The organism is Mycobacterium sp., from assembly GCF_049280035.1.
Classification (GTDB): Bacteria; Actinomycetota; Actinomycetes; order Mycobacteriales; family Mycobacteriaceae; genus Mycobacterium.
On the sequence record NZ_JBAPPI010000006.1, the window covers coordinates 1 to 22,948 of the forward strand.

Annotated in this window: 17 protein-coding genes and 1 pseudogene; 12 read left to right on the forward strand and 6 right to left on the reverse strand. The window is 62.8% G+C overall.

The features are described from left to right. Positions 1-165: 165 nt before the first annotated feature. The 4 genes from WAN71_RS00095 to WAN71_RS00110 all read left to right on the forward strand — a co-directional run bounded on the left by WAN71_RS00095 (position 166) and on the right by WAN71_RS00110 (position 4,805). A complete protein-coding gene (locus tag WAN71_RS00095) occupies positions 166-645 on the forward strand; it encodes a hypothetical protein (protein WP_422223379.1) in 480 nt (159 codons plus the stop codon). Positions 646-1,006: 361 nt separating this feature from the next. Further along, positions 1,007-1,750 (forward strand): LppX_LprAFG lipoprotein, encoded by a 744-nt coding sequence (locus WAN71_RS00100; protein WP_422223393.1) that lies wholly within the window; start codon positions 1,007-1,009, stop codon positions 1,748-1,750. Positions 1,751-1,781: 31 nt separating this feature from the next. Continuing rightward, entirely contained in the window at positions 1,782-2,144 is a 363-nt protein-coding gene (locus WAN71_RS00105; RefSeq protein ID WP_422223394.1) for a DUF4189 domain-containing protein, read from the forward strand. Positions 2,145-2,375: 231 nt separating this feature from the next. Next, complete coding sequence (locus WAN71_RS00110) at positions 2,376-4,805, forward strand: FHA domain-containing protein (protein WP_422223380.1); 2,430 nt, start codon at positions 2,376-2,378, stop codon at positions 4,803-4,805. A gap of 30 nt (positions 4,806-4,835) precedes the next feature. Here WAN71_RS00110 and WAN71_RS00115 read toward each other — a convergent pair whose 3' ends face one another. Next, entirely contained in the window at positions 4,836-5,060 is a 225-nt protein-coding gene (locus WAN71_RS00115; RefSeq protein WP_422223381.1) for a hypothetical protein, read from the reverse strand. After that, on the reverse strand, positions 5,057-5,440 hold the full coding sequence (locus tag WAN71_RS00120) for a hypothetical protein (RefSeq protein ID WP_422223382.1): 384 nt from the start codon (positions 5,438-5,440) through the stop codon (positions 5,057-5,059). The genes WAN71_RS00115 and WAN71_RS00120 overlap by 4 nt, the downstream gene beginning before the upstream one ends. A 1,195-nt stretch (positions 5,441-6,635) precedes the next feature. On the opposite strand from WAN71_RS00120, the gene WAN71_RS00125 reads away from it, so the two are divergent. Next, complete coding sequence (locus tag WAN71_RS00125) at positions 6,636-7,742, forward strand: PecA family PE domain-processing aspartic protease (protein WP_422223383.1); 1,107 nt, start codon at positions 6,636-6,638, stop codon at positions 7,740-7,742. A gap of 168 nt (positions 7,743-7,910) precedes the next feature. Here the strand turns inward: WAN71_RS00125 and WAN71_RS00130 are convergent, their stop codons facing one another. Together WAN71_RS00130 and WAN71_RS00135 are read right to left on the reverse strand one after the other, a co-directional pair. After that, positions 7,911-9,860 (reverse strand): ABC transporter ATP-binding protein, encoded by a 1,950-nt coding sequence (locus tag WAN71_RS00130; RefSeq protein WP_422223384.1) that lies wholly within the window; start codon positions 9,858-9,860, stop codon positions 7,911-7,913. Further along, on the reverse strand, positions 9,857-11,602 hold the full coding sequence (locus tag WAN71_RS00135) for an ABC transporter ATP-binding protein (protein ID WP_422223385.1): 1,746 nt from the start codon (positions 11,600-11,602) through the stop codon (positions 9,857-9,859). The genes WAN71_RS00130 and WAN71_RS00135 overlap by 4 nt, the downstream gene beginning before the upstream one ends. Positions 11,603-12,116: 514 nt before the next feature. Between WAN71_RS00135 and WAN71_RS00140 the strand changes: the two genes are divergently transcribed. The 3 genes from WAN71_RS00140 (at position 12,117) to WAN71_RS00150 (ending at position 16,041) form a co-directional block, all read left to right on the forward strand. After that, the gene (locus WAN71_RS00140; RefSeq protein WP_422223395.1) at positions 12,117-12,617 is read left to right on the forward strand and encodes a lasso peptide biosynthesis B2 protein; all 501 of its coding nucleotides are present in this window, start codon (positions 12,117-12,119) and stop codon (positions 12,615-12,617) included. 2 nt (positions 12,618-12,619) lie between these two features. After that, positions 12,620-14,383, forward strand: coding sequence for an asparagine synthase-related protein (locus WAN71_RS00145; RefSeq protein ID WP_422223386.1), 1,764 nt, complete (start codon positions 12,620-12,622; stop codon positions 14,381-14,383). 491 nt (positions 14,384-14,874) lie between these two features. After that, positions 14,875-16,041 (forward strand): cytochrome P450, encoded by a 1,167-nt coding sequence (locus WAN71_RS00150; protein WP_422223387.1) that lies wholly within the window; start codon positions 14,875-14,877, stop codon positions 16,039-16,041. 814 nt (positions 16,042-16,855) lie between these two features. Here the strand turns inward: WAN71_RS00150 and WAN71_RS00155 are convergent. Then, entirely contained in the window at positions 16,856-16,981 is a 126-nt protein-coding gene (locus WAN71_RS00155) for a hypothetical protein (RefSeq protein WP_422223388.1), read from the reverse strand. 917 nt (positions 16,982-17,898) lie between these two features. Between WAN71_RS00155 and WAN71_RS00160 the strand changes: the two genes are divergently transcribed. Beyond that, complete coding sequence (locus tag WAN71_RS00160; protein WP_422223389.1) at positions 17,899-18,873, forward strand: cyclic nucleotide-binding domain-containing protein; 975 nt, start codon at positions 17,899-17,901, stop codon at positions 18,871-18,873. Positions 18,874-18,998: 125 nt separating this feature from the next. Here WAN71_RS00160 and WAN71_RS00165 read toward each other — a convergent pair. Then, positions 18,999-19,282 (reverse strand): annotated as a pseudogene (locus tag WAN71_RS00165) (IS6 family transposase); the annotation flags it as partial. Positions 19,283-19,495: 213 nt separating this feature from the next. Between WAN71_RS00165 and WAN71_RS00170 the strand changes: the two are divergent. From WAN71_RS00170 to WAN71_RS00180, 3 genes are read left to right on the forward strand one after another with little or no spacing between them, the layout of a single operon-like run. Next, positions 19,496-21,049 carry a hypothetical protein gene (locus tag WAN71_RS00170; protein WP_422223390.1) on the forward strand — a complete coding sequence of 518 codons (1,554 nt, stop codon included), beginning with the start codon at positions 19,496-19,498 and terminating at the stop codon, positions 21,047-21,049. Between the two features lie 7 nt (positions 21,050-21,056). Further along, positions 21,057-21,500 (forward strand): hypothetical protein, encoded by a 444-nt coding sequence (locus WAN71_RS00175; protein WP_422223391.1) that lies wholly within the window; start codon positions 21,057-21,059, stop codon positions 21,498-21,500. After that, positions 21,497-22,759, forward strand: coding sequence for an FHA domain-containing protein (locus tag WAN71_RS00180; RefSeq protein WP_422223392.1), 1,263 nt, complete (start codon positions 21,497-21,499; stop codon positions 22,757-22,759). The genes WAN71_RS00175 and WAN71_RS00180 overlap by 4 nt, the downstream gene beginning before the upstream one ends. Positions 22,760-22,948: the final 189 nt, after the last annotated feature.

Genomic DNA, 22,948 nt, shown 5'->3' on the forward strand with positions numbered 1-22,948 from the left:
CCGTCAGGTAGCGCGCCGACACAGCCCGCGCCTCTGCCGACCCTTCCGCCGTCGCCGCCCGGCGATTACGCAAGGGGACCGGGGCAGGGGACCGCTATGCCCATGCAACCGCCTCCTCCAGCATGGCCCCCTCCCAGCCCGCAACCTGAACGGGCCGGCGCTCAAATGGCACCTGACGGTCTTGCAACAGTCAGGGGCATCGTCGGAAACTTCTCGATCGCGGCGTGGCTTCTAGTCGGGGGTTTCGTCATCACCCTCATCGCAACCTTCTTCCCGTATGCCACTGTCAGTGTCAACGCGCTGGGATCAATTGTTTTCTCGCAAGAGGTTTCAGCCAATGGCGCCTCGCGGTTTGTCGTGCTCTTGTTGGTCGGCGTGGCCGCAGGTTTGGCATTTCCCGCCTTGTCGGGATCCGAGGTGGCGGTCTGGCGCCTGGTCGGGCTTAGCGCGGTGGTCTGTGTGCTCGGTGTTCTGATGGTCGTTTGGTTTACCACTGTGTCTGCGGACAACAGGGAGGGCGAAGGTGTTGTGGACGTCTCGCCAGGGTTTGGATTGCTGTTGTACGGGACGGGGGTCATTGTCGTCGCCGGCGCCGTCATTCGGCTCTGGATCCTCCGATCACAAACGCAGAACCAAGCCTCCTAAGTCCGTGCCCAGCGTCCTACATGGCGGTGGTGCTCGGCAGCCTTGCTGAGGCACTCGACGCGGATGCGTGAGTTGAACGACTCGACGTAACCCTTGGATGAACCCGCCGGCTTGAACCCGGATGCGATCGTTCCGTTGCGCAATGGAAGCGGCATGTCGCCGTCTCCGGAATCGCATGCGGGTCAAAGCTTTCGACGACCGACTTACTGTGTCCACACCTTGCGGTCGCAATACGCCAGCCAGCTCACCTGACCGATCGACTCACCGGTGCCGGAATCCCGGTTGCCGGACGGAAATCATCCATACTGCGTCGCGATTGCGATGCGATAGCTAAGCTGTGGGCGATCAGAAGGAGACGTGGATGAAGGTCTTGCCCCGTACCGTAATTGCCACCGCTTCCGCCGTATTCGCCGTGGTGATCGCTATAGGCGGCTGCGGCTCACACAGTTCGAACTCGGTCGCCTCTTCTGGCGCCTCAGCATCTGTCACCAAGGGAGACGCTGCAACCGTACTCAAGTCGGCGGCGGATGCGCTTGGCAAGGTCACTGGCATGCATGTGAGCCTTGCGGTGCAGGGCAACGTGCCCAACCTCCTGGTGACCAAGCTCGAGGGCGACATCTCCACTGCGCCGAAGACGGTCGCTACGGGGACCGCGACCATCCTCGTCGGCCAATCCCCCCAGGACGCGAAATTCGTCTTTGTCGACGGCCATCTGTATTCCGATCTCGGAAACGCCGGTTCTTACACTGATTTCGGTAACGGCAAATCGATCTACAACGTGTCGGTTCTGCTCGATCCCAAGCAAGGGTTGGCGAACGTGGTGTCGAAGCTGCAGGGCGCTTCTGAGGCAGGCACCGAGCAGGTGAACGGCGTCGCAACCACCAAGATCACCGGGAACTCCTCCGCCGACGACATCGCGACACTGGCCGGCTACAAGGTGACCGACAAAGACGTCAAGACGGTGCCGACCACCGTGTGGATCGCTTCGGATGGTTCTTCTCATCTGGTCCAGCTCCAGATCCGTCCCACTGGCGACACTTCGATGACCCTGACGATGTCCGATTGGGGCAAGCAGGTCACGGCCACCAAGCCACCAACGACGTAGCCCTGGGTTTGGAAAGGAATCACCAATGACGATGAGCACCTATCGGCGGCGCTTCACCGTGGCCGTCGCGGCGATCACCACAGCCGTTGCGGCAACCGTTGCGCTGGGCCCCGTAGCAGGCGCGGACGGTCGATACGGCGCAATTGCCTACACCGTGACCGGCTTGTGGGGGCGTTCGCAGAACTACCCAACCGCGGGCGCGGCGCAGCAAACGGCGCTCAACTATTGCGGCTACTCCGACTGCCAGGTGTTGGTTACCTTCACGGCCTGTGGCGCCGTCGCCGCGAATGGCTTTGTCCGTTCGGGCGGGTTTGGCAACAATCTCGCTGCCGCGATGCAGGATGCCCGGAACAAGGTCGGCGGCGGCTGGATCGACAACTGGGCCTGCAACTAATGTCCCGCGCCGGGAATTCATTGAACAACTGCAGACAAGGTTCATGGGTACAGGGGTAGAGCGGTAGCCGAGTTGGTGCTGACCGACGCCCAGCAGTGGTGGACAAGTCAGCAAATGACGGTGTTCGCCCTGTCGGCGGAATGCAGCAAGCACGCAACCTGGATCAGCTATACAAGTGGTGGACTTGCCATACTTGGGTCCCTGGTTTGGTAAACGCAGCGGAGGCCTCGCGTGGACGACAGGACCGAAATAGTCACCAGCAATCCGTCACGGCTGGAGCTGCGCGCCGGCGGACGCACTTGGCAGGCCAGCGCCGGTCGTACTTGGACCATTGGCCGCGCCTATGAGGCCGACGTCCGCCTGGAGAATCCGAGGGTTTCCCGACAGCACGCGGTCCTGCAGGCAACGCCGGCGGGCTGGGTTCTGGTAAACCACAGCAGCAATGGAATCTTTGTGGACGGTCGGCGCGTAGACAGTGTCACCATAGTGAGCCGGCCCGTCACAGTGCTGCTGGGTTCGGTATCCTCGGGCGAGGCGCTCCAGATTCGCCCGATAGGCCCAGTGGGCCAACCGAATTCGCCAGGCGGGCTGCCGCCGCCAGAACCCTCGCATCCCCAGCCGTCCCCGCAACCGCCGTCCGCAGCTCCAACCCGGCCTCGACCGCCACGGGGCGGCACCACGATCGCCCGCGCGCCGACCGCGGTACACGCGATTGACCAGTTAGTCGTCACGATCGGACGCGCGCCAGAGAACGACGTGGTCCTGAATGACTTGTTGGTCTCACGTCGCCATGCCGTCTTGCATCGCTCGGATAACCGGTGGGAGCTCGTCGATAGCAACAGCGCCAACGGAACCTACGTCAACGGCAACCGGATCACCAGCGCCGTCATCGGTCCCGATGATGTGGTCGGTATCGGGCACCAGTTGCTGCACCTTGTCGGCGACAGGCTGGTCGAACACGTCGACACCGGCGACGTGTCCTACGAGGCGACGAACCTGCGGGTGGTCACCAACAAAGGCAAGGTGTTGTTGGCCGACGTCAGCTTCGCCCTACCGGAACGCTGCTTCTTGGCGGTCGTGGGGCCAAGTGGCGCAGGGAAATCCACGCTGCTGGGGGCGTTGACCGGGTTCCGGCCGGCCAGCAGCGGCGCGGTGCAATACGCCGGGCGCGATCTCTACGAAAACTACGCCGAGTTGCGGCACCGGATCGGCTTCGTGCCGCAAGACAACATCCTGCACACTCCGCTGACGGTGCGACGGGCACTGAATTACGCAGCGCGGCTGCGATTTCCGCAAGACGTTTCCGCCGAGGAGCGCGATCAGCGCATCGAGGAGGTCCTGGGCGAACTTGGGTTGACGGCGAACGCCGATCAACGGATTGACAGCCTGTCCGGGGGTCAGTGCAAACGCACCAGCGTCGCGCTGGAATTGCTGACCAAACCGTCGCTGCTGTTCCTGGACGAGCCAACGTCGGGCCTTGACCCGGGGTACGAGAAGTCCGTCATGCAGACTCTGCGCGGCCTTGCCAACGACGGCCGATCGGTGGTGGTGGTCACCCACAGCACCGCCCAGCTCAACCTGTGCGACCGTCTCCTCATCTTGGCGCCGGGTGGCCGGCTCGCCTATTTCGGTCCGCCGCAAGAGGCACTGACCTACTTCGGCTCCAGCGACTTCGCCGACCTGTTCAACCTCCTCGAGCACGACACGACGACCGACTGGACCGACCGTTTCGTCGCCTCGCCTCTGCACGAGGCCCTCACCGGCCCACGCCGGGTCCAGCAGCTATCGCCGCCCGCAACCCCGGCGAAGCCTCTCCGGCAGCAGAGCGCGCTTTCCCAGTTTGTCACCCTGAGCAGGCGATACCTGGCGGTGATCGCCGCCGACCGCCAATATTCGTTGACCTTGCTGCTTTTGCCGCTGCTGCTGAGCCTGTTCGCCCACGCGGTTCCGGGCAAGGCCGGGTTGTCGATAGCCAAGGCCATCGAGCTGAGGATTACGCAACCCTCGCAATTGCTGGTGCTACTGATCATCGGTGGCGCGCTGATGGGCTGCGCGGCCTCAATCCGCGAGATCGTCAAGGAACGGGCCATATATCAACGCGAACACGGGATCGGCCTGTCGCGCGCGGCCTACCTGTTCTCCAAGCTGCTGGTCCTGACAGTGATAACCAGCCTGCAAGGGCTGATCCTCGGGTTGCTCGGTGGCGTGCTGCTGCCTCCTGCGGACCAGTCGGTGGTAATCCCTTGGCCCCGGGTCGAAGTGGCGGTGGCGGTCGTCGCCGTCACCGTGGTCTCAATGATCATCGGCCTGCTGATATCCGCAACGATCGGCAACGCCGATCGTGGAATGCCGCTGCTGGTGCTCGTCGTCATGGCCGAACTTGTGCTCTCCGGCGGGATGTTCGGTGTGAAGGGCCGGGTGCCGCTGGAGTATCTGGCGTGGCTGTCGCCGTCCCGATGGGCGTACGCGATGGGCGCTTCCACCGTCGACCTCAACGACCTGCGTCGCACCTTCGCTGGGGATACGGACCCGATGTGGGACTACAACCTCAGCAACTGGGCGATTGCTGCGAGTGCGTGCGCCGTGCAGGCGCTAGTACTGGTGATCTTGCTCGCGATCCAGCTCAAACGTCTGGATCCACAACGCAAAGCGGGTAAGTAAATGCCTCAAAGCGCTCGGCTTTCCTTTCCATCAGTTATCGCCGGTCATCGGCAAGCTCGGGTCGCAGCCGGGCGGACCCCAGACCTCGATGGCGTTGCCGGTTTGCGGGTCGACTTGTGAGACGTGGACATTGCGCGAGTCACACGGGCCGTTGTGACCGTAGGGGTTGTTGGGATCGGCGTATGCCAGTGGGGCGTAGACGATAGCCGCCGCCAATGCGGCGACTCCCATCGAGGTTGAGGCCAGTTTCTTCATTGATCTCCTCCGATCACCGGCAAGCTCCTATCACAGCCGGGTGGCCCATACGGGTGGATGGCGTTGCCGGTTGCAGGGTCAACCGTTAAGACGTGCGGCGCTCGCGAGTCACACGGGACGCCAGGCCTGACGGCAGGGCTGGTCATCGGCGGGTCGTCCTTGTAGGTCTGGTACGCCGAATCTTTCGCGCCGCCGTACTCCCAATACATCAGGTGGCCGCTATCGGGGAGATGTGTGCAGGTCAGCGTTTGGCCATTACTGTCTGGCGCGGTGGCGTGCCAGTTCTGGCACTGTTCGCCTGGGGCGGGCTGTGCGTGAGCCGGTGCTGCAAAGGTCAGTCCCGCTCCGATGGTCACCGCCGCGATGAGTGTTTTCTTCACCCGATTTCTCCTCTTGTTGTGGTGCCCGCCGCCGCCAGGACGGCGGGCATCACGCAGCGGCCAGTATTTTTTCATTTTTCCTTTGTTGACCCCTGAGCTGGGACTGCCGCCTACCGCCAAAGTTTCAGGCGGACCTCTTGGAGTTTTCTTGGTGCGGACGGTAACGCCAACATGCGATCCCTCACGTTCGGGTCACCCGGTACGGCAGACATGGCACCGGCCAACCGCTGGCCGCGCCCGATGAAGGTGGCAGCTGTTGCCGCAGCGGCCAGTGTTTTTCCTCCGTGAACCCCCTGGGGTGGATTAACGGTACTCTCAAGTCGCCGTATGTATTTTGGAAAATCCCAGAATTTTTGGTCGATAGAGAACTGGACAAATCTGTTTTGCGTAGCTAATAGGCAAAGCAAATTAGTGCCGTTTGCTTAACTAGTAGAGAACCGAACTAATTTTCAAATTATCAGAGCCGGAATTTGGCGGGGTAAGACTACGGCGATTACATAACCAAAGTTCGGTCAGCGCACGGGGCAAGGCCAACGGCGTCATCAAAAACGTTCGATACGGCCCCAACCAGCCCGATCTGGCGTTGCTGTCGTCAAACCTGGTCCAACTGCCCGGTGACTCCGGCTGCCCCTAGTACACCAACGGTGACGCCTTGGTTGGGATCGCATCACGCGGAAACGAGCAAGAAAATGGCGGCGGCGCCGGCAGCCAGGCCCAACCGATCCAAGCAGTGTTCAACATGATCCGCGCAAACGCCGACGTGTGGGGTGACGACTTCAAGGTGTGGACACAGTGGGCCGCGGGCCATGGCTGCAGCACCCTCTTGCGCTCATCGACAGTTGGTAGGCGCAGTACCCAGGTGGCGAGGCCTTTCCAAGAATCCTCCAAGACCATTACAGAACAGTCCGACGTCACAGCCATCCTGATGAGAAAGGAAGCCCATCGTGAACGAGATTTCACCTCGCCAGCAGGTCATGGGGTGCCACAGCGACCGTCTAGTCGATCTTGCTAGTGCGGACCCGGCACTTTTGCGGCGATTCCATGGTGGGTTCCCGCGGTTTAAGCGAGACGCCACCTTAACTTTTACTGAGAAGATCTTGGGCATTGCTAATATTGCTCTCAGGTGGGAAGCTGAGCTATGACCGGTCGGATATCTCGCATGGGGAGTTGTCGGTCGCGCAGCCGCAAGGCTTGCGTGGTTGGTATAGGTAGTACTGCCGGGGCGTTTTTGGCGTTGGGAATGATCCCGTTGGCCACCGCGCCGCGCGCGCACGCCGATGTCGAGGACATCTTCCAGCCCGTCATCGACGCCATCGCCCAAGCCATCAACGTGGTGGACCCGGGTCTTGGGACTTCTTTTGACCCGGGCCTTGACGTTGGCAGCCTTGCGGAGCCCGCCGCGGCAGCTGCCGCAGTGGAGAACGCAACTATCCCGCTGACGATGCATGGCACCGACCCGCTGGTAGACATCTCGGTAGGCGGCGGAGCGGACATACCGGTGATCGTCGACACTGGATCCCAGGGTGTTATTTTGCCCTGGAACGACGTCGGACTACAGAACCTCTATAACCTCTTCTCCGACCACTTAACTTTTGGCACCGTCGGCTACGGCGGCGGCCCATCAACCCCCAACATCGAGGTTGTCTACGTCCAAGATCCAAACACGACCATCGATTTCGGGAACGGCATAGTCACCAATCCGACCACCGTTGACCTCGCACTCTTCGCATATCCGACTTCTAGTAGCAACTATTTTAATTTGCAGGATTGGTCCTTGCAGGCCTACGACGGTTCGAACGGTGCAGACGGCACGATGGGTATTGCGGTGCAGCCGTATACCCCGGGCCCCAGCAGTCCGATCACCGCGTTGCCAGGCGACCTCAGCGAAGGCGTACTCATCAACGAAAGCGCAGGTTACCTGGAGTTCGGTCCCAACCCGCTAACCGCCCTCGGCTCAGTTGACGGCGTCCCGGCAACCAACCTGGAGGTGTCGGTCGGCGGCGCGGGCCACATCGCGGCGCCCGTTAGCGCGGTTGTGGACTCCGGCGGTCAGGACGGGACCATCCCGGCAGACATACTCACCGGCAATCCTACGGTGGGCCAACCGTTAGCGCCGGGGACAGAAATTGCGGTCTACGAGAGCGACGGTCAATTGCTTTACACGTACACGACGAGCGCGGCGCACAGCCCAACAATCTCGTCGGACACCGTAATGAATACCGGGTGGGCACCCTTCCAGGCGTATCCGGTGTACATCAGCTACAGCCCCGCCGGTGACGGCACCGTCATATTCGATCAGTGACGCGCGGTGTCCCTGCCTGACCGGTAACTCGCCGGAGTCGTGTTCGCCGCGTCCGCTTGTGAGCGCAGCCGGTGAACGGCAGCGTGAGCTGGCTGGTCCGCGTACACCGGTGGCTTGTCGGACTTTTGCAACGTTGGGATTCGAGCGATTCAACCCCGCCGCGCGGACTCAAGCCTGCGTCATCGCGTAGTAGGCACCACGTCGCGCTATCAGCTCACTGTGGCTGCCCTGCTCGATGACCCGGCCGGCCCTCATCACCAGAATGTGGTCGGCGTTCCGGATCGTTGAAAGGCGATGGGCGATAATGAAACTCGTCCGCTCACGGCGAAGTTTATGGGTAGCGCGCGTAATCAGTGCCTCCGTTCGGCTATCCACCGAACTGGTTGCCTCGTCGAGGATCAACAGCTGCGGGCGGGCGATGAACGCGCGCGCGATTGTGATCAGCTGCTTCTCGCCGGCGCTGATGTTGCCGCCGTCGTCGCTCACCTGGGTGCGGTATCGGTCCGGCAGGGTGTGGACAAACCGGTCGACATGCGCCAACCACGCGGCGTGCACCACCTCTTCTTCGCTCGCTTCAGGGCGCCCGTAGGCGATGTTCTCTGCGATCGTTCCGCCGAAGAGCCAGGCATCTTGGAGCACCATGCCGATGCGGGATCGCAACCCGTGTCGGCTCATCGACGCGATATCGATGCCGTCGATGAGGATCTGGCCGGAGTCGATTTCGTAGAAGCGCATGAGCAGGTTCACCAGGGTGGTTTTGCCGGCACCGGTCGGCCCGACGATCGCGACAGTGCTGCCCGGTTCGACCACCAGTGACAGATCGTCGATCACCGGAGTGCCTGGCCGGTAGGCGAAGTTCACGTTTCGGAACTCAACTCGTCCGCGTGCAACCGAGGGTACGACGACCCGAGCTTTGGCCAAATCGCAACCCGCATCCTGGCCGTGAGTGCTCTGGCCATTGAGCGACGGCGACTCCTCAGGTTCGTCTAGCAGGTCGAACACCCGCTCGGCGCTGGCCACACCGGACTGCAGCACGTTGTACATGGCTGCCGTCTGCATTAGCGGCGAATTAAATTGCCGCACATACTGAATGAAGGCCTGAATAGCGCCGACAGTGATTTGACCGGTCGCCACCTGAAGGCCACCGACAACGGCCACCACTACATAGCTGAGGTTGCCGATGAACATCGTCGCGGGTGCCACCAGACCGGAGATGAACTGTGCACTGAAAGTGCTGCGGTAAAGATCGTCGCTGAGTTCGTGAAACCGCTGTCGTGCGCTGGGCCCGTGACCGAACGTCTTGACCACTGTGAAGCCGCTGTAGGTCTCTTCGATGTGGGCATTGAGCCGACCCGTTGTGGCCCATTGGGCGGCGAAAAGCCGTTGCGAGCGCCGGGCGATCGCACGAGTCGCCACCAACATTAGCGGCACCGTCAGCAGCGTGATCACTGCCAACAGCGGCGAGATCATCACCATCATCACCAAGACCATTGGCACTGTCAGCGCCGAGTTGAGTAACTGGGCGATCGTCATGGACAGGGAAGTGTGGACATTGTCGATGTCGTTAGTGACCCGGCTCAGCACCTCACCGCGTTGCCGGTCGTCGAAGTAGGCCAAGGGCAGCCGGTGCACCTTGTCCTCGACCTCGGCACGCAGTGCCGTCATGGTTCGCTGCACCGTAACGTTAGCCAGCCTCCGTTGCACCCAGATCAGCAGTGCTGCAAGCAAATACAGGGCCAGCGCCAGGGCCAGCATGCGGGCGACCGCGTCGAAGTCCACGCCGCGGCCTGGAACCACATTCATCGCAGAGAGCAGGTCGGCGAAGCTGTTGTCACCGCGTGCGCGGGCGGCGGCGATGGCCTGGTCTTTGGTGATGCCGTTGGGCAGTCGGCGTCCTACCACGCCGGTGAAGAGCAAGTCGGTGGCATGGCCGAGGATGCGCGGCACGCCCACACCCATCGCGGTGCCGCTTATCCCCAGGATGATCACCGCGGCGCCAAGCCCGCGTTGCGGTCTCAGCCGTTTGATCAGGCGGAGCAATGAACGGCTGAGGTCGCGAGATCTTTCTGCGGGGCTGTGGGCCACGCCGCGAATAGGTCGGTTCGTCGCTGCGGTCACTGTCGGCCCGTTGCGTCGACGCTCAACGACTGTGAATCGGCGAACTCGAAGTATGTCGGGCAATTGGCCAGCAGGTATTCGTGCGTCCCGGTATCGACTAGTTGGCCGTTATCGAGGACCACGATTTGGTCGGCCTGGGAAACCGTCGATATCCGTTGTGCGACCACGATTTTGGTTGCACTGTGCGATACCTCGCGCAGCGCTGCGCGTACTTTCGCGTCTGTGTGTGAGTCGAGCGCGGAAAACGCGTCGTCGAACAGGTAGATGCTCGGCCGGCGGATCACCGCCCGGGCGATCGCCAGGCGTTGCCGTTGTCCGCCGGAGAAGTTAATGCCGCCCTGCGCCACTGGCATCTGCAGTCCGTCGGTGTGGGCCCGTACGAACCCGTCGGCGTCGGCTACCCGCAGCGCTTCCCACATCTCGTCATCAGTGGCGTCGGACTTGCCGTAGCGCAAATTGTCGGCGACCGTCCCGGAAAAGAGGTAGCCGCGCTGAGGCACCAACCCGATTTGCGACCAGAGTCGTTCAGCTTGGTACTGGCGCACATCGATACCGTCGACAAAGACTGCGCCCTCGGTCGCATCGCAGAGCCGACATATCAACGACAACAGCGTCGACTTGCCCGAACCGGTGCCGCCGACGATAGCGGTGGTGGTACCTGGCAACGCAGTCAATGAGATGTGCTGCAGCACAGGCTGCTCCGCGTTGGGATAACGAAAGGTCACGTGGCGTAACTGGACGACGCCATCGACACCCGCCGAAGAAGGCACCGAGTGCTCGGGGTTAACCAACAGTGGTCTGGTGAAGAGCACTTCTGCGATTCGCTCGGCGCATACTGCGGCCCGGGGAAACACCGTCAGCGCCGTCGCCGCCAACAACACGGCCATCAGGATCTGCGTGAAGTAGGACAGGAACGCTATCAGTGAACCGACCTGCATGTGGCCGCCGTCGATACGCCGACCGCCGAACCAGATCACCGCGACATCGGAGCAGTTGATGATCAAGGTGGTTGCCGGCAACATCAATGCTTGCCAGTTGTCCGCGGTGAGCGCGGTGCGAGACAGCGCGAGATTGGCTTTGCTGAACCTGTCACGCTCGAAGGGTTCCCGCGCGAACGCGCGAACTACCCGGACGCCGGTCAGTTGGTCGCGCATGACGCGGTTGATGTTGTCAATCAGCCCTTGCATGCTGCGGAGGATGGGCAGCAGGCGCAAGACGATCGCGTAGTTGATTACGCCTAACAGCGGAACACTAACCAGCAGCAGCCAGGACAGGCCGACGTCCTGGTGGATGGCCATGAAAATTCCCACGACACACATGATCGGCGCGGTGATCAACACCGTAGACACCATCTGCACCAGCAACTGGATCTGCCGGACGTCGTTGGTAGTGCGGGTCAGCAGCGATGGTGCGCCGAACCGGCTGGTTTCGTGCGCGGAGAAGGTGATGACGTGTTGGAAAACCGCGCGGCTAAGGTCACGGCCGAATCCTGTCCCGGTCCGCGAGCCGAAGTAGAGCGCGCCGGTTGCGCATAACACTTGCAAGCCGGCAACCGCGAGCATCACCCCGCCAAGCCTGACGATGGTGGACGTATCGCCTTTGGCGACGCCGTCGTCGATGATCGCGGCGTTGACGGTGGGAAGGTACAGGGACGCAAGGGTGCTGATCAACTGCAGCACCATCACTGCCGCCACCAGCCGGCGGTAGGGCCTGACATACTGGCGCAGCAGGGCCAGGAGCATTCGGTAACTGTCGCATATGCAGTGGCCTTTTTATGAAACAGCGCGCGATGCCGCAATCCATCGATTTTGCCGGTAGGCTCATCGGCCATTCGATGAATTTCTGTTTCGCGGGAGGAGACGTTGTCTGATGAGAGTCGCCCGCATGCGCCGTTGGTAGAGGCTGTTTGCCGACATGGGATTACACGAAGGAAGAGTTCGGCTTTCGCGCCGGAAAGCGCCGCTAGCCCCTGATGCGTCGGTGGCGGCGTCAATTGCAACACAGTCGATGTCCGATGACGATTGGTCCGGAGGCCCAGAGGCGTACCCCCCTGGCGCGGCAGTGATTTCGCCACATGTCCGGGTAGCCGACGTGGACGGCCTCACTTTGGTGATGGATCTACCGACATCGGCATTTTATTTTCTTGATGACGATGCGTCGCGCATGTGGCGTGAGCTGCAAAATGCACAAGGTTCCGTGGTCTCGGCGAGAGAAGCTTTGGGCCGCGGGGATGAGTCGTCACGGCGCTTGGCGGGCATGCTGGACGATTTCGTTGCCAGTTGTGAGGAGCGCGGGTTCCTGGATTCGGACCATCTCGCACCTGCGCGTGATGTTGGGCCAACGCCTCGGCCGCGGAGATCACCTCGTAGGTCATTACTCGCCGCACGGGCATGGCTGTGGATGCTGCGGATGGGGTTCGCGTTGCGTAGGGAGGGGTTCGGGGCCGTCTACCAGAGGCTAGGACACAGTGCCAGCCGGGGGACCGCCAACGTTACGTCCGTCGACGTGGAAATAGCGCGCGCGGCGTTTGTGTGGGCAGAGAACTTCTACGTCCGACGCCGCGCTCCGAATGACTGTCTGCCTAGGTCACTTTCACTGTATGCGTATATGCGTGGCCTTGGCCTGCCCGTTGTCCATCGCATCGGCGCTCGACGGTTTCCGGCGTTTCGATGTCACGCGTGGGTCGAATATGACGGCGCGCCGATTTTGGATGAGCGTGCCGATCTCGGCCACTACACCCTGATCGCGTCGATGTAGCCGTGACCGCCGTCAGCGACCGGCACCGATTGCAGCCGGCGAATCAAGGGTTCGCCGGATGGGTCGACATGTCCTCGCCGACGCCACGACTGTCCGCCGAGGTCGACTCCGGCGTTGTGGGTTGCCGGGTGTGGTGGCGCGGTTTTTTGGCGAACCGCAGCACACTGCTTACCGAGTTGGGGCTTGGCGCTGAGCCATCGTGCCCGGACGAACGATTGGTCGCTGCGGCGTATCGGCGCTGGGGTGCGGCCGTGCAGGCGCATCTGCTCGGCGAGTATGCCCTGGTCGTTTGGGACGAGGCAACGCATTCGCTGGTGCTCACCCACGACGCGTTAGGCGTGGTACCGCTGTATTACTCAATGCGGGGGCGAACGATCTATTTCGGCTCGCATCTGTCACTGCTGGCAAAGCTCATACCTGGCCCGGATCTCGACGAAAGCTATATTGCCGAGTTCTTGTTGCGTGGCCAGTGCCTGGGTGATCGCACCATCTATCGCGACGTCAGGCGGCTCGGCGTAGGCCGCACACTGCGCTACCGGGCACCCGGCGGTAGCGAACTCCAAACGTGGTGGCTGGGCGACGTCCCTGAGCTTCGCTACCGCGATCCTCGCGATTACGACGAACATTTCCGTCAGCTTCTGCAGTCAGCGATAAGCACGGCGGTCGACGGGCGGACCTGGTCGGAACTGTCCGGGGGGCTGGACTCATCGAGCATTGCCTGCACGGCGCACCACCTCGGCGTCGAGGATTTCGCGACCATTTCGGTCATTTACCCGGCCTCCACGACGTCGGACGAATCTTCCTGGATTCAGGTCGTCCAGGCGGCGAAACGGCTTCCCCGGCATCTGATTGACGGCGACAAACATAAACCGCTTTCGATACTCCCCAACCGGAGTATCGAGGAGCCAAGCCGACTCCACATCACCTGGCCGGTGTTTTCCGAATATGAAACGCTTTGCGGCGCAAACGGAGTCGATGTGGTGCTTTCTGGCTTTGGCGGCGACCAAGTGCTATTCGGGGAAACCGATTACCCGATTCATGTCGCCGATCACGTCCGACGTCTGAAGCTTATCTCCGCGGTTCGCCAAGTCGCGCAATGGTCACCGACGGCCAGCGGACGTTCCCTGACTCATCGTGTGCTCACCACCGCTGCGATACCGGCGTTAAGTTATCTTCGCGGGCACGCGATCCGCTATCAGTACGAGGGCGCCGTTCCGCAGCGTTGCTCATGGGTCTGCCCCAGCCTGTTAGAGCAAACCGGAGTTGGCGACGACGCGGTCGGCGCGCCGACTCCGCGCATGCCGACCGTACGCGGTCAGGCTTATTACGAGCAGATTTGGCGGATGGCGTCTGGTGCTGGCCAACATTGGGGCCAAAACACCACTGCCTACCGGTGGCGATATCCGCTGCTGTATCGGCCTTTGGTGGAATTCATGTACTCGTTGCCCTGGCAGCAGCAGGTCATTTCGGGGCAAGACCGGCTGCTACAACGGCGGGCGCTGACCGGGATCCTGCCCGAACAAATTCGCACTCGGCGTACCAAAAGCGGCCCCGCGCAAGCGATCTATGAAGGGCTCGCGGCAAACCGCGAGGTGTATCACTTGTTGACCGATCGACCATTGGCCGCGCAACGCGGCTACGTTGACCAGGCATCCTGGCGCATCGCGGTGGAGGCTGCGCAGTTCGGGGTCGTACGGTCTGCGGCGGCGTTTGAGGCAGCCGTGAGCCTGGAAATCTGGCTTCGCCAGCAGGATGGCCAGCTCTGACAACGCGGTCGTGTATGCCGTGAGCTCTAGCTCGTGGCGGCCTCGCCACGGCCACGCCTGGAAACCCCGAAATCGAAATTCATGTGCGGTGGCTGTTGCTGCAAACTGCAGAACGCCCACGGGATATCGAAATCCCCGGTAAATTCGTTAGCAGACGATAAATTTCCGCTTCCCGGAGAGGGCTGTGAGATGAAGATCACCCGCAAAATTCGGTTGGGCGCTGCTGTGTCAGAACCTGTCGATAATGACACCGTCTCGGCGCCGTCCATTGTCAGGCTTGGCACAATCGCGGAGCTGGTCGAAGGAGGCGGCAACGTTCACGCTGACGGCCATGAAATGTCCCTATTCGGCTGGCAACGCTGAAAGTCCTCGTCCTCAGCTAAATGCAGCGGCGAGAGTTTAACGGCACTTCGCGGCCGGTGTCGGTTTCATGGGCGCGCCACAACTCGCCCATCCGGTCGCGGCCCGGCTACGCAATCTGAGGTGCCGTCATGGTCGCCGTGCCACAGTTACCCTTCGAGCAAGCGCATCCACTGGAGTTCGCGCCCAGGCTGCGCGAGCTGCAGGCCAAGGGCGTGGTCCACCGTGTTCGTACCCCGGCAGGCGATCCGGCGTGGCTGGTTACCGGTCACGCCGAGGTGTTGCGACTATACGACGACGACCGGCTCGGCGTGGCTCCCCCTGAGCCGGACACCGCGGCCCACATGTACCCGTCGGACCGACCGATGCGGAACTTCGCCACCGAGCATGCAGACCACGCACGCAAGCGGGCCCTATTGCAGCCGCACTTCACGCCGAAGCGCTTGCAGGCGCTGCGCCCGAGAGTTGACGCCCTGACCACCCAGCTGCTTGACGACCTGGCTGCGAAGGGGTCACCGGCGGATCTTCGCGCCGCGGTGGCGGTGCCGCTGCCGGTGTTGGTTATTTGCGAGGTGCTCGGCGTGCCACAGGAGGACAGCGAGCGGTTTTGCGCATGGCTCATCGGCGTTTCCGACGCTCACGATGGGGCCCGCGTCCAGCAAGGCCTGGGCGAGCTGTTCGCCTACAGCCAGCAGCTGGTCGCGGACAAGCGGCGAGACCCCGGTGACGATGTGATCTCCCGGTTGTGTGGGATTGAGGGGGTTTCCGACGACGAGGCCGCCCGCCTGGTGACGGGACTGCTGTGGGCCGGACACGGATCCCCGGTGCCACATATCGGGCTCGGCGTGTTGCTGTTGTTGGCCAATCCGGAACAGTGGCGCATGCTGGCGCGCGACCAATCGTTGGCCTCGAATGCGGTCGAGGAGACCCTCCGAGCAGCGCGCAGTAGTGCCGTCACGTTCCCCCGCTATGCGCGGACCGACTTCGAACTCGACGGGGTCACCATAAAAGCCGGGGATCTCGTATTGATGAGTATCGGTGCGGCCAACCACGATCCATCGGTATTTGCCGACCCCGATCTGGTCGATATCAGCCGGCGAGCCCTGAGCCATCTCACCTTCGGATATGGCGGCCGGTACTGCATCGCCGCGCCGTTGGCCCGGATCGAGCTGAATGCGGTGCTCTCTCAACTAGCGTCTCGGTTCCCGGCGATGCAGCTGGCCGTCGGCGTGGAGGCGCTGACGCTGCGCACCGACGGGTTGTTCGGCGGACTCGTCGAACTCCCGGTGCGGTGGTGATCGCCATCGCGGCGGACATCGCACATCTCCGCCTTGCATCTCGGTGTCGGCGCCGGCGCATCGGCGAAAGGCGATATCGGCCAGATACTCCTTGTCTTCATGGGCAAGCTCGAGCGGGTCTCGGTGGGTTTGCAATGAATTCTCGCCTGGGGATGTATTCCACCATTCCACCGGTCGACAACAAATTTGCCACTACGCTACGAGCACAGCGAAATACTCGACTGCGTGCAAAAAGAAAGTCACCAAATCCCCAACGGAGGTCAGCAATGATTAAAGGGCACACTCGTGCATGTAACTTCCTCACGCAATGGTCCCTGCCTGTCGCAACTGCGATCGTGCTCGCTGCGGGAGCCGGCGTCACAGCGTCCGCACCGCCAGCTGACGCACAGCCACCAGGGACCGTCTGCGGTCACGTCCAAGCTCGCTATGGGGGCGCTCTACCGGTCATTGTGCTCAATGGTGATGTCGACTGTACGACGGCGGTTCAAGTGGCGTCGGACTATGTGAACGGAACACGCCCCGCCGACTCCGGCACCCTCCAGTTCCAGAACGTCGACGGTTGGTCGTGTGAGATACCTTTGCTTCCGGGGCGCTCTCACGCCGACTCCTACATGGAGTGTGACCAGTCAGGCAACGGGTTTAAGATCGGAAACTGAGACCGCCCAATACTTTTGATGTAGCCATATTTCTTCTGCGCGTTTGGGCTGGGATTTCGCGTTAAATAGGTTGCGGCTCAATAAGTATCGTGCGCGACCGTGACGGCAAATAGCAGCCCGTGACCGTTTGCCTCGCTGCTAGTCATCAACACGGCTACTCAGCTTTGCAGGCCGGTACTGGTCAGTTTGGTGGCAGCCGCGTCATGGGCGAGGCCGAAGTCGATCAGGTAGACAAAGTCGCGCCCGGTCAGCAGCGCGTTGGAGGGTTTGATGTCGCGGTGCACCGAGGATGCCCGGCCGGGCTCCTAAGTTGACGGTCAGGAATCACAAGTGAAGGAAACGACTGAAATCCACTGGGCCGCATCGAGATTCTTCGGGCGGGGAGTGCGCCGGCAAGCGTGGAACTTGCGACGGCTTATTTGGTGATCCAGGTGTACCTGTTCGAGCAGCAATATTCACACTTAGGGCCGTAGAGCTCGCGCCGGAGCGATACGCTCGGCCGATGGCCGAGGGCGCGCCACGTGCAAGTCGGTGGGCAGTAATTCGTCATGCTTTATCCAACGCGAATATCGCCAAGGCAGAAGCATCGGTCGCTATCGGCACAGCCGCACACGTGGCCTGGAGTGCGACGATGTTGGTCATAACCTTCAAGCGGCTCGGCCCGATCGGCCCAGGTTTGTACATCCTCGTTACGCAGCTCGCCCTAGCGATGGGCGCTCCGGTTTATGCCACGTTGGCGGGCCGGTTCAGGCGCGAGCGGGTCCTGGCTGGCGCCATGATCGCGAACGGAGTTGGAGTAGCGGTTGCGATTCCGGTGTTGGAACTTCATGCAACGAGCGCGCTGCTGTTTTTTCCGATTGCAGTAGAGGGGTTCACGCGCTCCGCCCCGAGTGCACTCCACGACGCGCTGCTCCCGTGGTTGGCCAATTCACCGGCCCAGCTGGTCGCAGCGAATGCACTTTTCGCTATTCTCGAGACCATCGCGGTATTAGTCGGTGCCGGGGTCGCCGCCGTGGGTTTGTGGCTCTCCGGGCCGTCCGCTGTCGTGACGAGCGTCGCGATACTTGTCGCACTCGGAGCTGGGCCCCTGTTCGCCATTCGAGGAATAGATACTCGGGTAGCAGCCCACGACGGTTCACGAATCCTCAACGAACTCGCCGGCGGTATCGGTGTGCTTCGGAGGTTGCCGAACGCCCGGGCGGTGGTCATCATCATGGCTGTGGCCGCTTCGCTTGGCGGTTTCGAGCAAAGCAACGCGACCAGCATCGCGACTGAGATCGTGCACATCGGCGCCAACGGAACCCCAGTGCTGGTTGGAGCTGTGGCTGTTGGCGGAATCATCGGAGGCATCGCAAGCCTCTCGCTCGATGGTCGACGTTCGATGTCGGTTCCGCTGGCCATCGGCCTTCTTGGTTGCGCGCTAGCGTTGTGCGCGCTGACAGTGACTTCGGTCAAGGCCGCCGCCCTCGCGCTGGTGAGCGTCGCCGGCATCGGTGTTGCCTACCAAGCGGTGTGTGGCCGCACGCTGCTGCAAAGGAGTGCCTCGGGGCGATCACTGGACCTGCTCGTTGGCATCAACGCGTTGATCTTTGTCTCGATTTTCGGTGTATCGGCTCTTTGCGCGGCGGCGCTCAACGCTGCAATCGGAGTGCGCGGGTCGCTGCGGGTGGCCGCCGGCTTGGCGGTGGTTGGCGCGCTCTACGCCCTGTGGCGACTGACGCGGATTGAACGGCTGTCTCCTATTGATCGCGAAGAACTCGACGCTGTCAGAAACGTGCAGGCCTTCGGACCACTGTCTGTTGCGGCTGCGAATCAGCTTGCCTCTGCTCTGGTCTCTTCGCAGGCCGCGGGAGGAGATGTCATTTTCCGACAAGGTGATTCCGCGGAGGACATGTTTCTCATTCGCTCAGGTGTCTTCGAGGCTGCCGTTGACGGCAAACTGATACGAACGATGCACCCGGGTGGCCACTTTGGTGAAATCGCCCTGCTGTTCGAGGTGCGGCGTACCGCCACGGTGCGATGCCTGGAGGCGGGCACGCTCTGGCGCCTGAACCGAGAAGATTTCTTGAGGGCCATGACGGGAAACACGACCACCAAGGAGGCGATGAAGGCGATCGCCAACCAGAGGCTCGCTTACGCCGGCGAGGTCGACTACTCAAAACGCGACGAATCCTAGCCGCTCCACGGCCTACGAGCGCCTAGCTGCTGCAATCGCGAGGCACTGTCACGCTATTTGAAAAATGTTGTGGTGCAGTTGGTTTTGGGGCTGTGGCGATGGAACAGTGTTTAGTCGTTCACATGTCAGGCGGCAGTGTCGAGCGCGGTGACCTGACGCCAGACCGCGAGGCGGTCGGCCATCTCGGTTCGTCATTGGCTCGCGCTGAGCAGATGCCGTCGCGGCCGAAAGTGTGCGGAGATGCAGCTGAAGGCGGACAGGAATCGTTGGGGATGCCGCAACGATTTGAAGCGTTTCATCGCCCGTTCACGTTGTTCAGATACCGCGACCGTCGATGCTCCACCGACGATATGAGCTCACGGTGGGCGACGTGGTAGCTGCCCAGCTTGTCGGTCACCAGCACGTGCGGCTGCGCCGTGCCGACGGCGCCGGCGAACCACCCGGCGGACCGACGCCAGCGCCACGCGCAGCAGCTGCGGCCAGTCCGGATCGCCACCGCGAGTCATTTTCGAGATGTGTCCATCGCGAATGCGGTCGCGGCTTTCACCCCGGGGGATACGGTGATCTCGCGCGCCGACACTACCGGGCCAACGCGGCTGAGGCGGTGAGACAGGAGGCAGGTATGCGCGGCGATCTGACCCCGGCGCTGATCGATACCGATGTCTGGACCGACGACATGCTCGCCGGCGCCGGCATTCCGGTCGTCGACGTGGCGTTCGTCAGCGTCGGCGGCGGCATCGGCAGCTTCGTTACGTTCGACACGCTGCGCATCTACGGTGTGCCGGCCGCGGAGATCGCGGTACTGGGGCCGCAGGCCATCCCGTGGGCGAGCTACGAGTACCTCACCCGGGCGTCACAGATACCCCGCGGCGAGCGGATACGGTCGGATTCGTCATCCACACCAGACAACATCTGGGGGTTCCCGTCGTATGCGGTGCGGGAGGCGTTCTCGGCGAAATCGGTATCCGGGTTCGTCAAACCGCTGTGGAATGTGTTGGTAGAACCCATCTTGGCTAACTACTACACGCCGCGTGCCGGTCAGGTCTTCGAATCGCTGGAACGCGAATACCACCGCATCGGTTACACCGACTCGGTGCGCATCGGCGACGTGCGGATGATCCGGCGGCGAAGCGGCGGCGGCTATTTCACCATCCTCACCCCGTCGGCCGAGTCGGCTCCCACCAAGCGTGTGGCGTTCCGCAGTACCCATGTGCACGTCGCGGTCGGCTACCCGGGTTTGAACATGGTGCCCGAATTGCAGGAATTCCGGGAGCGCTACCGCGATCCGTCGAAGGTCGTCAACGCCTACGAGCCCCACGAGCACGTCTACCAGTCCCTGCAACGCCGCCCGGGCACGGTGATGATCCGCGGCAGCGGGATCGTGGCCTCGCGGGTCTTGCAGCGGCTCATCGACGACCGCGACCGCTACGGGCTGCAAACCACGATCCTGCACCTGTTCCGCACCTACGTGGCCGGCGCGCATGGGCCCAGCATCTTCAAGCGCCGAAAAGGCAAGCACGGCTGGGCATATCAAGGATTCAACTATCCGAAATCGGTGTGGGGTGGGCAGCTCAAATCGCAGATGCGACGCCTGGAGGGTGAGGCGCGCAGGCGTGCATACAAGGAAATGGGCGGCACCAACACCCCGGTGCGCAAAAGCTGGCAGGAACAGCTGCGCCGGGGCCGCACCCAGGGCTGGTATCAGGTGATGGCCGGCACCGCCCGTGACCTGCGGCCAGCGGGCAACGCGTTGGACCTGACCGCCACGATCGTCCCCGATCCCACCCAGCCGCTGCCGTCCCCGCCGCCCACCCAGCCGTTCGACGTCACCGTGAACTACGTCATCGACTGCACCGGTATGGAGGCCGACATCCGCGAGCACCGGCTGCTCGCCGACCTGCTCGACCACACCGGCGCCGGGCGCAACCCGCTCGGCCGGCTCGACGTGGACCGCACGTTCGAGCTGATCGGCACCCGCAGCGGCATCGGCCGGATTTACGCGTCGGGAACCGCCACGCTCGGCGGCTATTTCCCCGGGGTCGACACCTTCCTCGGCCTGCAGATCGCCGCCCAGGAAATCGCCGATGACCTTGCCGCTCGCGGGTTTTGCCCCCGGATGGGACCGCTGCGCTCCACTCACCAGTGGTGGCTGTGGGCCCGCAACGAGAGGATCTGAGGTCTCGATGCTTCCGACGCTGAACGGCCGCATCCAGACCCGCGTCCTGGCGCTGGGCGTGATCGGATTGGTCGTCCTGTTGCTGATCACGCCGCTCTTGCCGACCGGTCACCTGTCGACGGCCCAAAGCTATCGGGTGACGACAAGCGTTCTGCTCGCGATCATCATCGTGGGCGTCATCTGGGAGCTGCTGTATCACTTCCTGCAACAGTTCCGCTGGGAAAAGGACTGGCCGACCCTGTTCGGGCTGCTCACCGCCATCAACGAGGGCATCGTGATCTGGTTGCTGCTCCGCTACACCACGAGCGTGGTGCCCGAGCAGCTGCGACCGCCATTGTCGGCCTTTTTGATCCAGTTCATCAGCACCTGGTTGGTATTCTGGCTGATCGTCAATGGTCCGATCCGGGTGCTGTTTCACCGCCGGCGCTTCTGGGGCGGGCGGTTTCTATGACCGGCCGCCAGATCGAAGTGGTCCCCGGCAATCACCTCGTCGCGGTCACTAACCGTGCGATCGTCGTGGTCGCGCACCGTGGGCCGTCCCCCCTCACCCCGGATTCGGGCGCGGTGAAAACCTGGCTGGCGCTGCAAAAGCTCATCGTGGACGCGTCCGCCAAGGCCAACGACCAGTTCGGTCCGGCGCTGACCGCGCTAGCGGCCCAATGGGCCGGCGGCCACGGCGACGACGCGGAATTCGGAGTGCTCGCACCAGCCGAGGGCGGGTACGCGGTCTTCCTGCGTGGCCGCGTGGCCGCCATCATCGACCGCGATAACGGGCCGGAAACCATTCGCGGCAGCCACGACCCCGGGACCAAGCTCGACATCGTGTGCCCGGTTTCAGGCCGGGCGGGCCTTTATGCCCTCGACGACGACAACGCTGCGGTGCGCCTGCCCGCCCAGCGCGGGATCGGCTCACTGACCGACGGCGTCGCCCACGGCGGTGGCGCGGTGGTATGGCCGGAACCATCTCCGCCACGCACCACCCCGGCCGCCGAATCACGCGCCAAATCCGTTGCCCCCCAACCCAAACCCCCACCCGCCGCACCGGCACGAGAGCCGGCGCATGTCGAACAGGCCGACGCTCCTCGCCCCGCGCAGCCCGTTGACCTCAAACCACCCAAGATATTTGACACCTTCACGCCCGACGACAAGCCGCCACCGCGGCGCGCTCCGCTGCCGGTCAGACCGACCGGCCCGCCACAGCCCGCACCCGTCACCGGCCCGCCCCGCGCCGCGGCGCTCAAACACCCGGTGCGTGGTATTACATGCGCCCGTGGACACTTCAACGATCCGCGCGTTGCTTTTTGCCGGCTGTGCGGGCTGCGCATGAACCAGACGAAGGTGTATTCCAAAGGCGAGCGCCCCCCGCTGGGGTTTTTGGTTCTCGACGACGGAATGACGTTCATCCTCAGCGACGACCTGGTCTTCGGACGCCAGCCGGAAGAGTCGCCGGTGGTTCGACGAGGAGCCACACCGATCCGGTTGGCCGATCCGGACGGCAAACTGTCCCGGGCGCACGCCGAGTTCCGGCTCGTCGACTGGGACGTCGCGGTGGTCGACCTCGGCTCGACCAACGGCACCTATGTGCAGCCGCCGGGACAGCACGGATGGCACCGGCTCACGCCCCAGCAGCTCTACGTGCTCGCCGCGGGCTGCGATGTGATGCTCGGCGAGCGCATGATGACGTTCGACTCGCCGCACGCTCGCATCTGACGGGCTGAACCGTCCTGACATCCCGCGACGCCGCGGCGCCTAGACGACACCGGCGACCGCATCGCGAAGATTGCCTTGCGAGCCGCCTACCCGGTCAAGCACCCGCGCCGCCGCGCCAATGCCGCCATCGGCCAGGGCTGGTAGTTCACCCCACGACACCACCCGCGCCGGTGTCGGCCTGGATCGCAG

Coding starts and splice junctions, on each gene's coding strand:
- WAN71_RS00170 (WP_422223390.1), top strand. CDS start 19,496: ATGCGCGGCGATCTGACCCCGGCGCTGATCGATACCGATGTCTGGACC.
- WAN71_RS00150 (WP_422223387.1), top strand. CDS start 14,875: ATGGTCGCCGTGCCACAGTTACCCTTCGAGCAAGCGCATCCACTGGAG.
- WAN71_RS00115 (WP_422223381.1), bottom strand. CDS start 5,060: ATGAAGAAACTGGCCTCAACCTCGATGGGAGTCGCCGCATTGGCGGCG.
- WAN71_RS00140 (WP_422223395.1), top strand. CDS start 12,117: ATGCTGGACGATTTCGTTGCCAGTTGTGAGGAGCGCGGGTTCCTGGAT.
- WAN71_RS00100 (WP_422223393.1), top strand. CDS start 1,007: ATGAAGGTCTTGCCCCGTACCGTAATTGCCACCGCTTCCGCCGTATTC.
- WAN71_RS00135 (WP_422223385.1), bottom strand. CDS start 11,602: ATGCTCCTGGCCCTGCTGCGCCAGTATGTCAGGCCCTACCGCCGGCTG.
- WAN71_RS00180 (WP_422223392.1), top strand. CDS start 21,497: ATGACCGGCCGCCAGATCGAAGTGGTCCCCGGCAATCACCTCGTCGCG.
- WAN71_RS00175 (WP_422223391.1), top strand. CDS start 21,057: ATGCTTCCGACGCTGAACGGCCGCATCCAGACCCGCGTCCTGGCGCTG.
- WAN71_RS00095 (WP_422223379.1), top strand. CDS start 166: ATGGCACCTGACGGTCTTGCAACAGTCAGGGGCATCGTCGGAAACTTC.
- WAN71_RS00105 (WP_422223394.1), top strand. CDS start 1,782: ATGAGCACCTATCGGCGGCGCTTCACCGTGGCCGTCGCGGCGATCACC.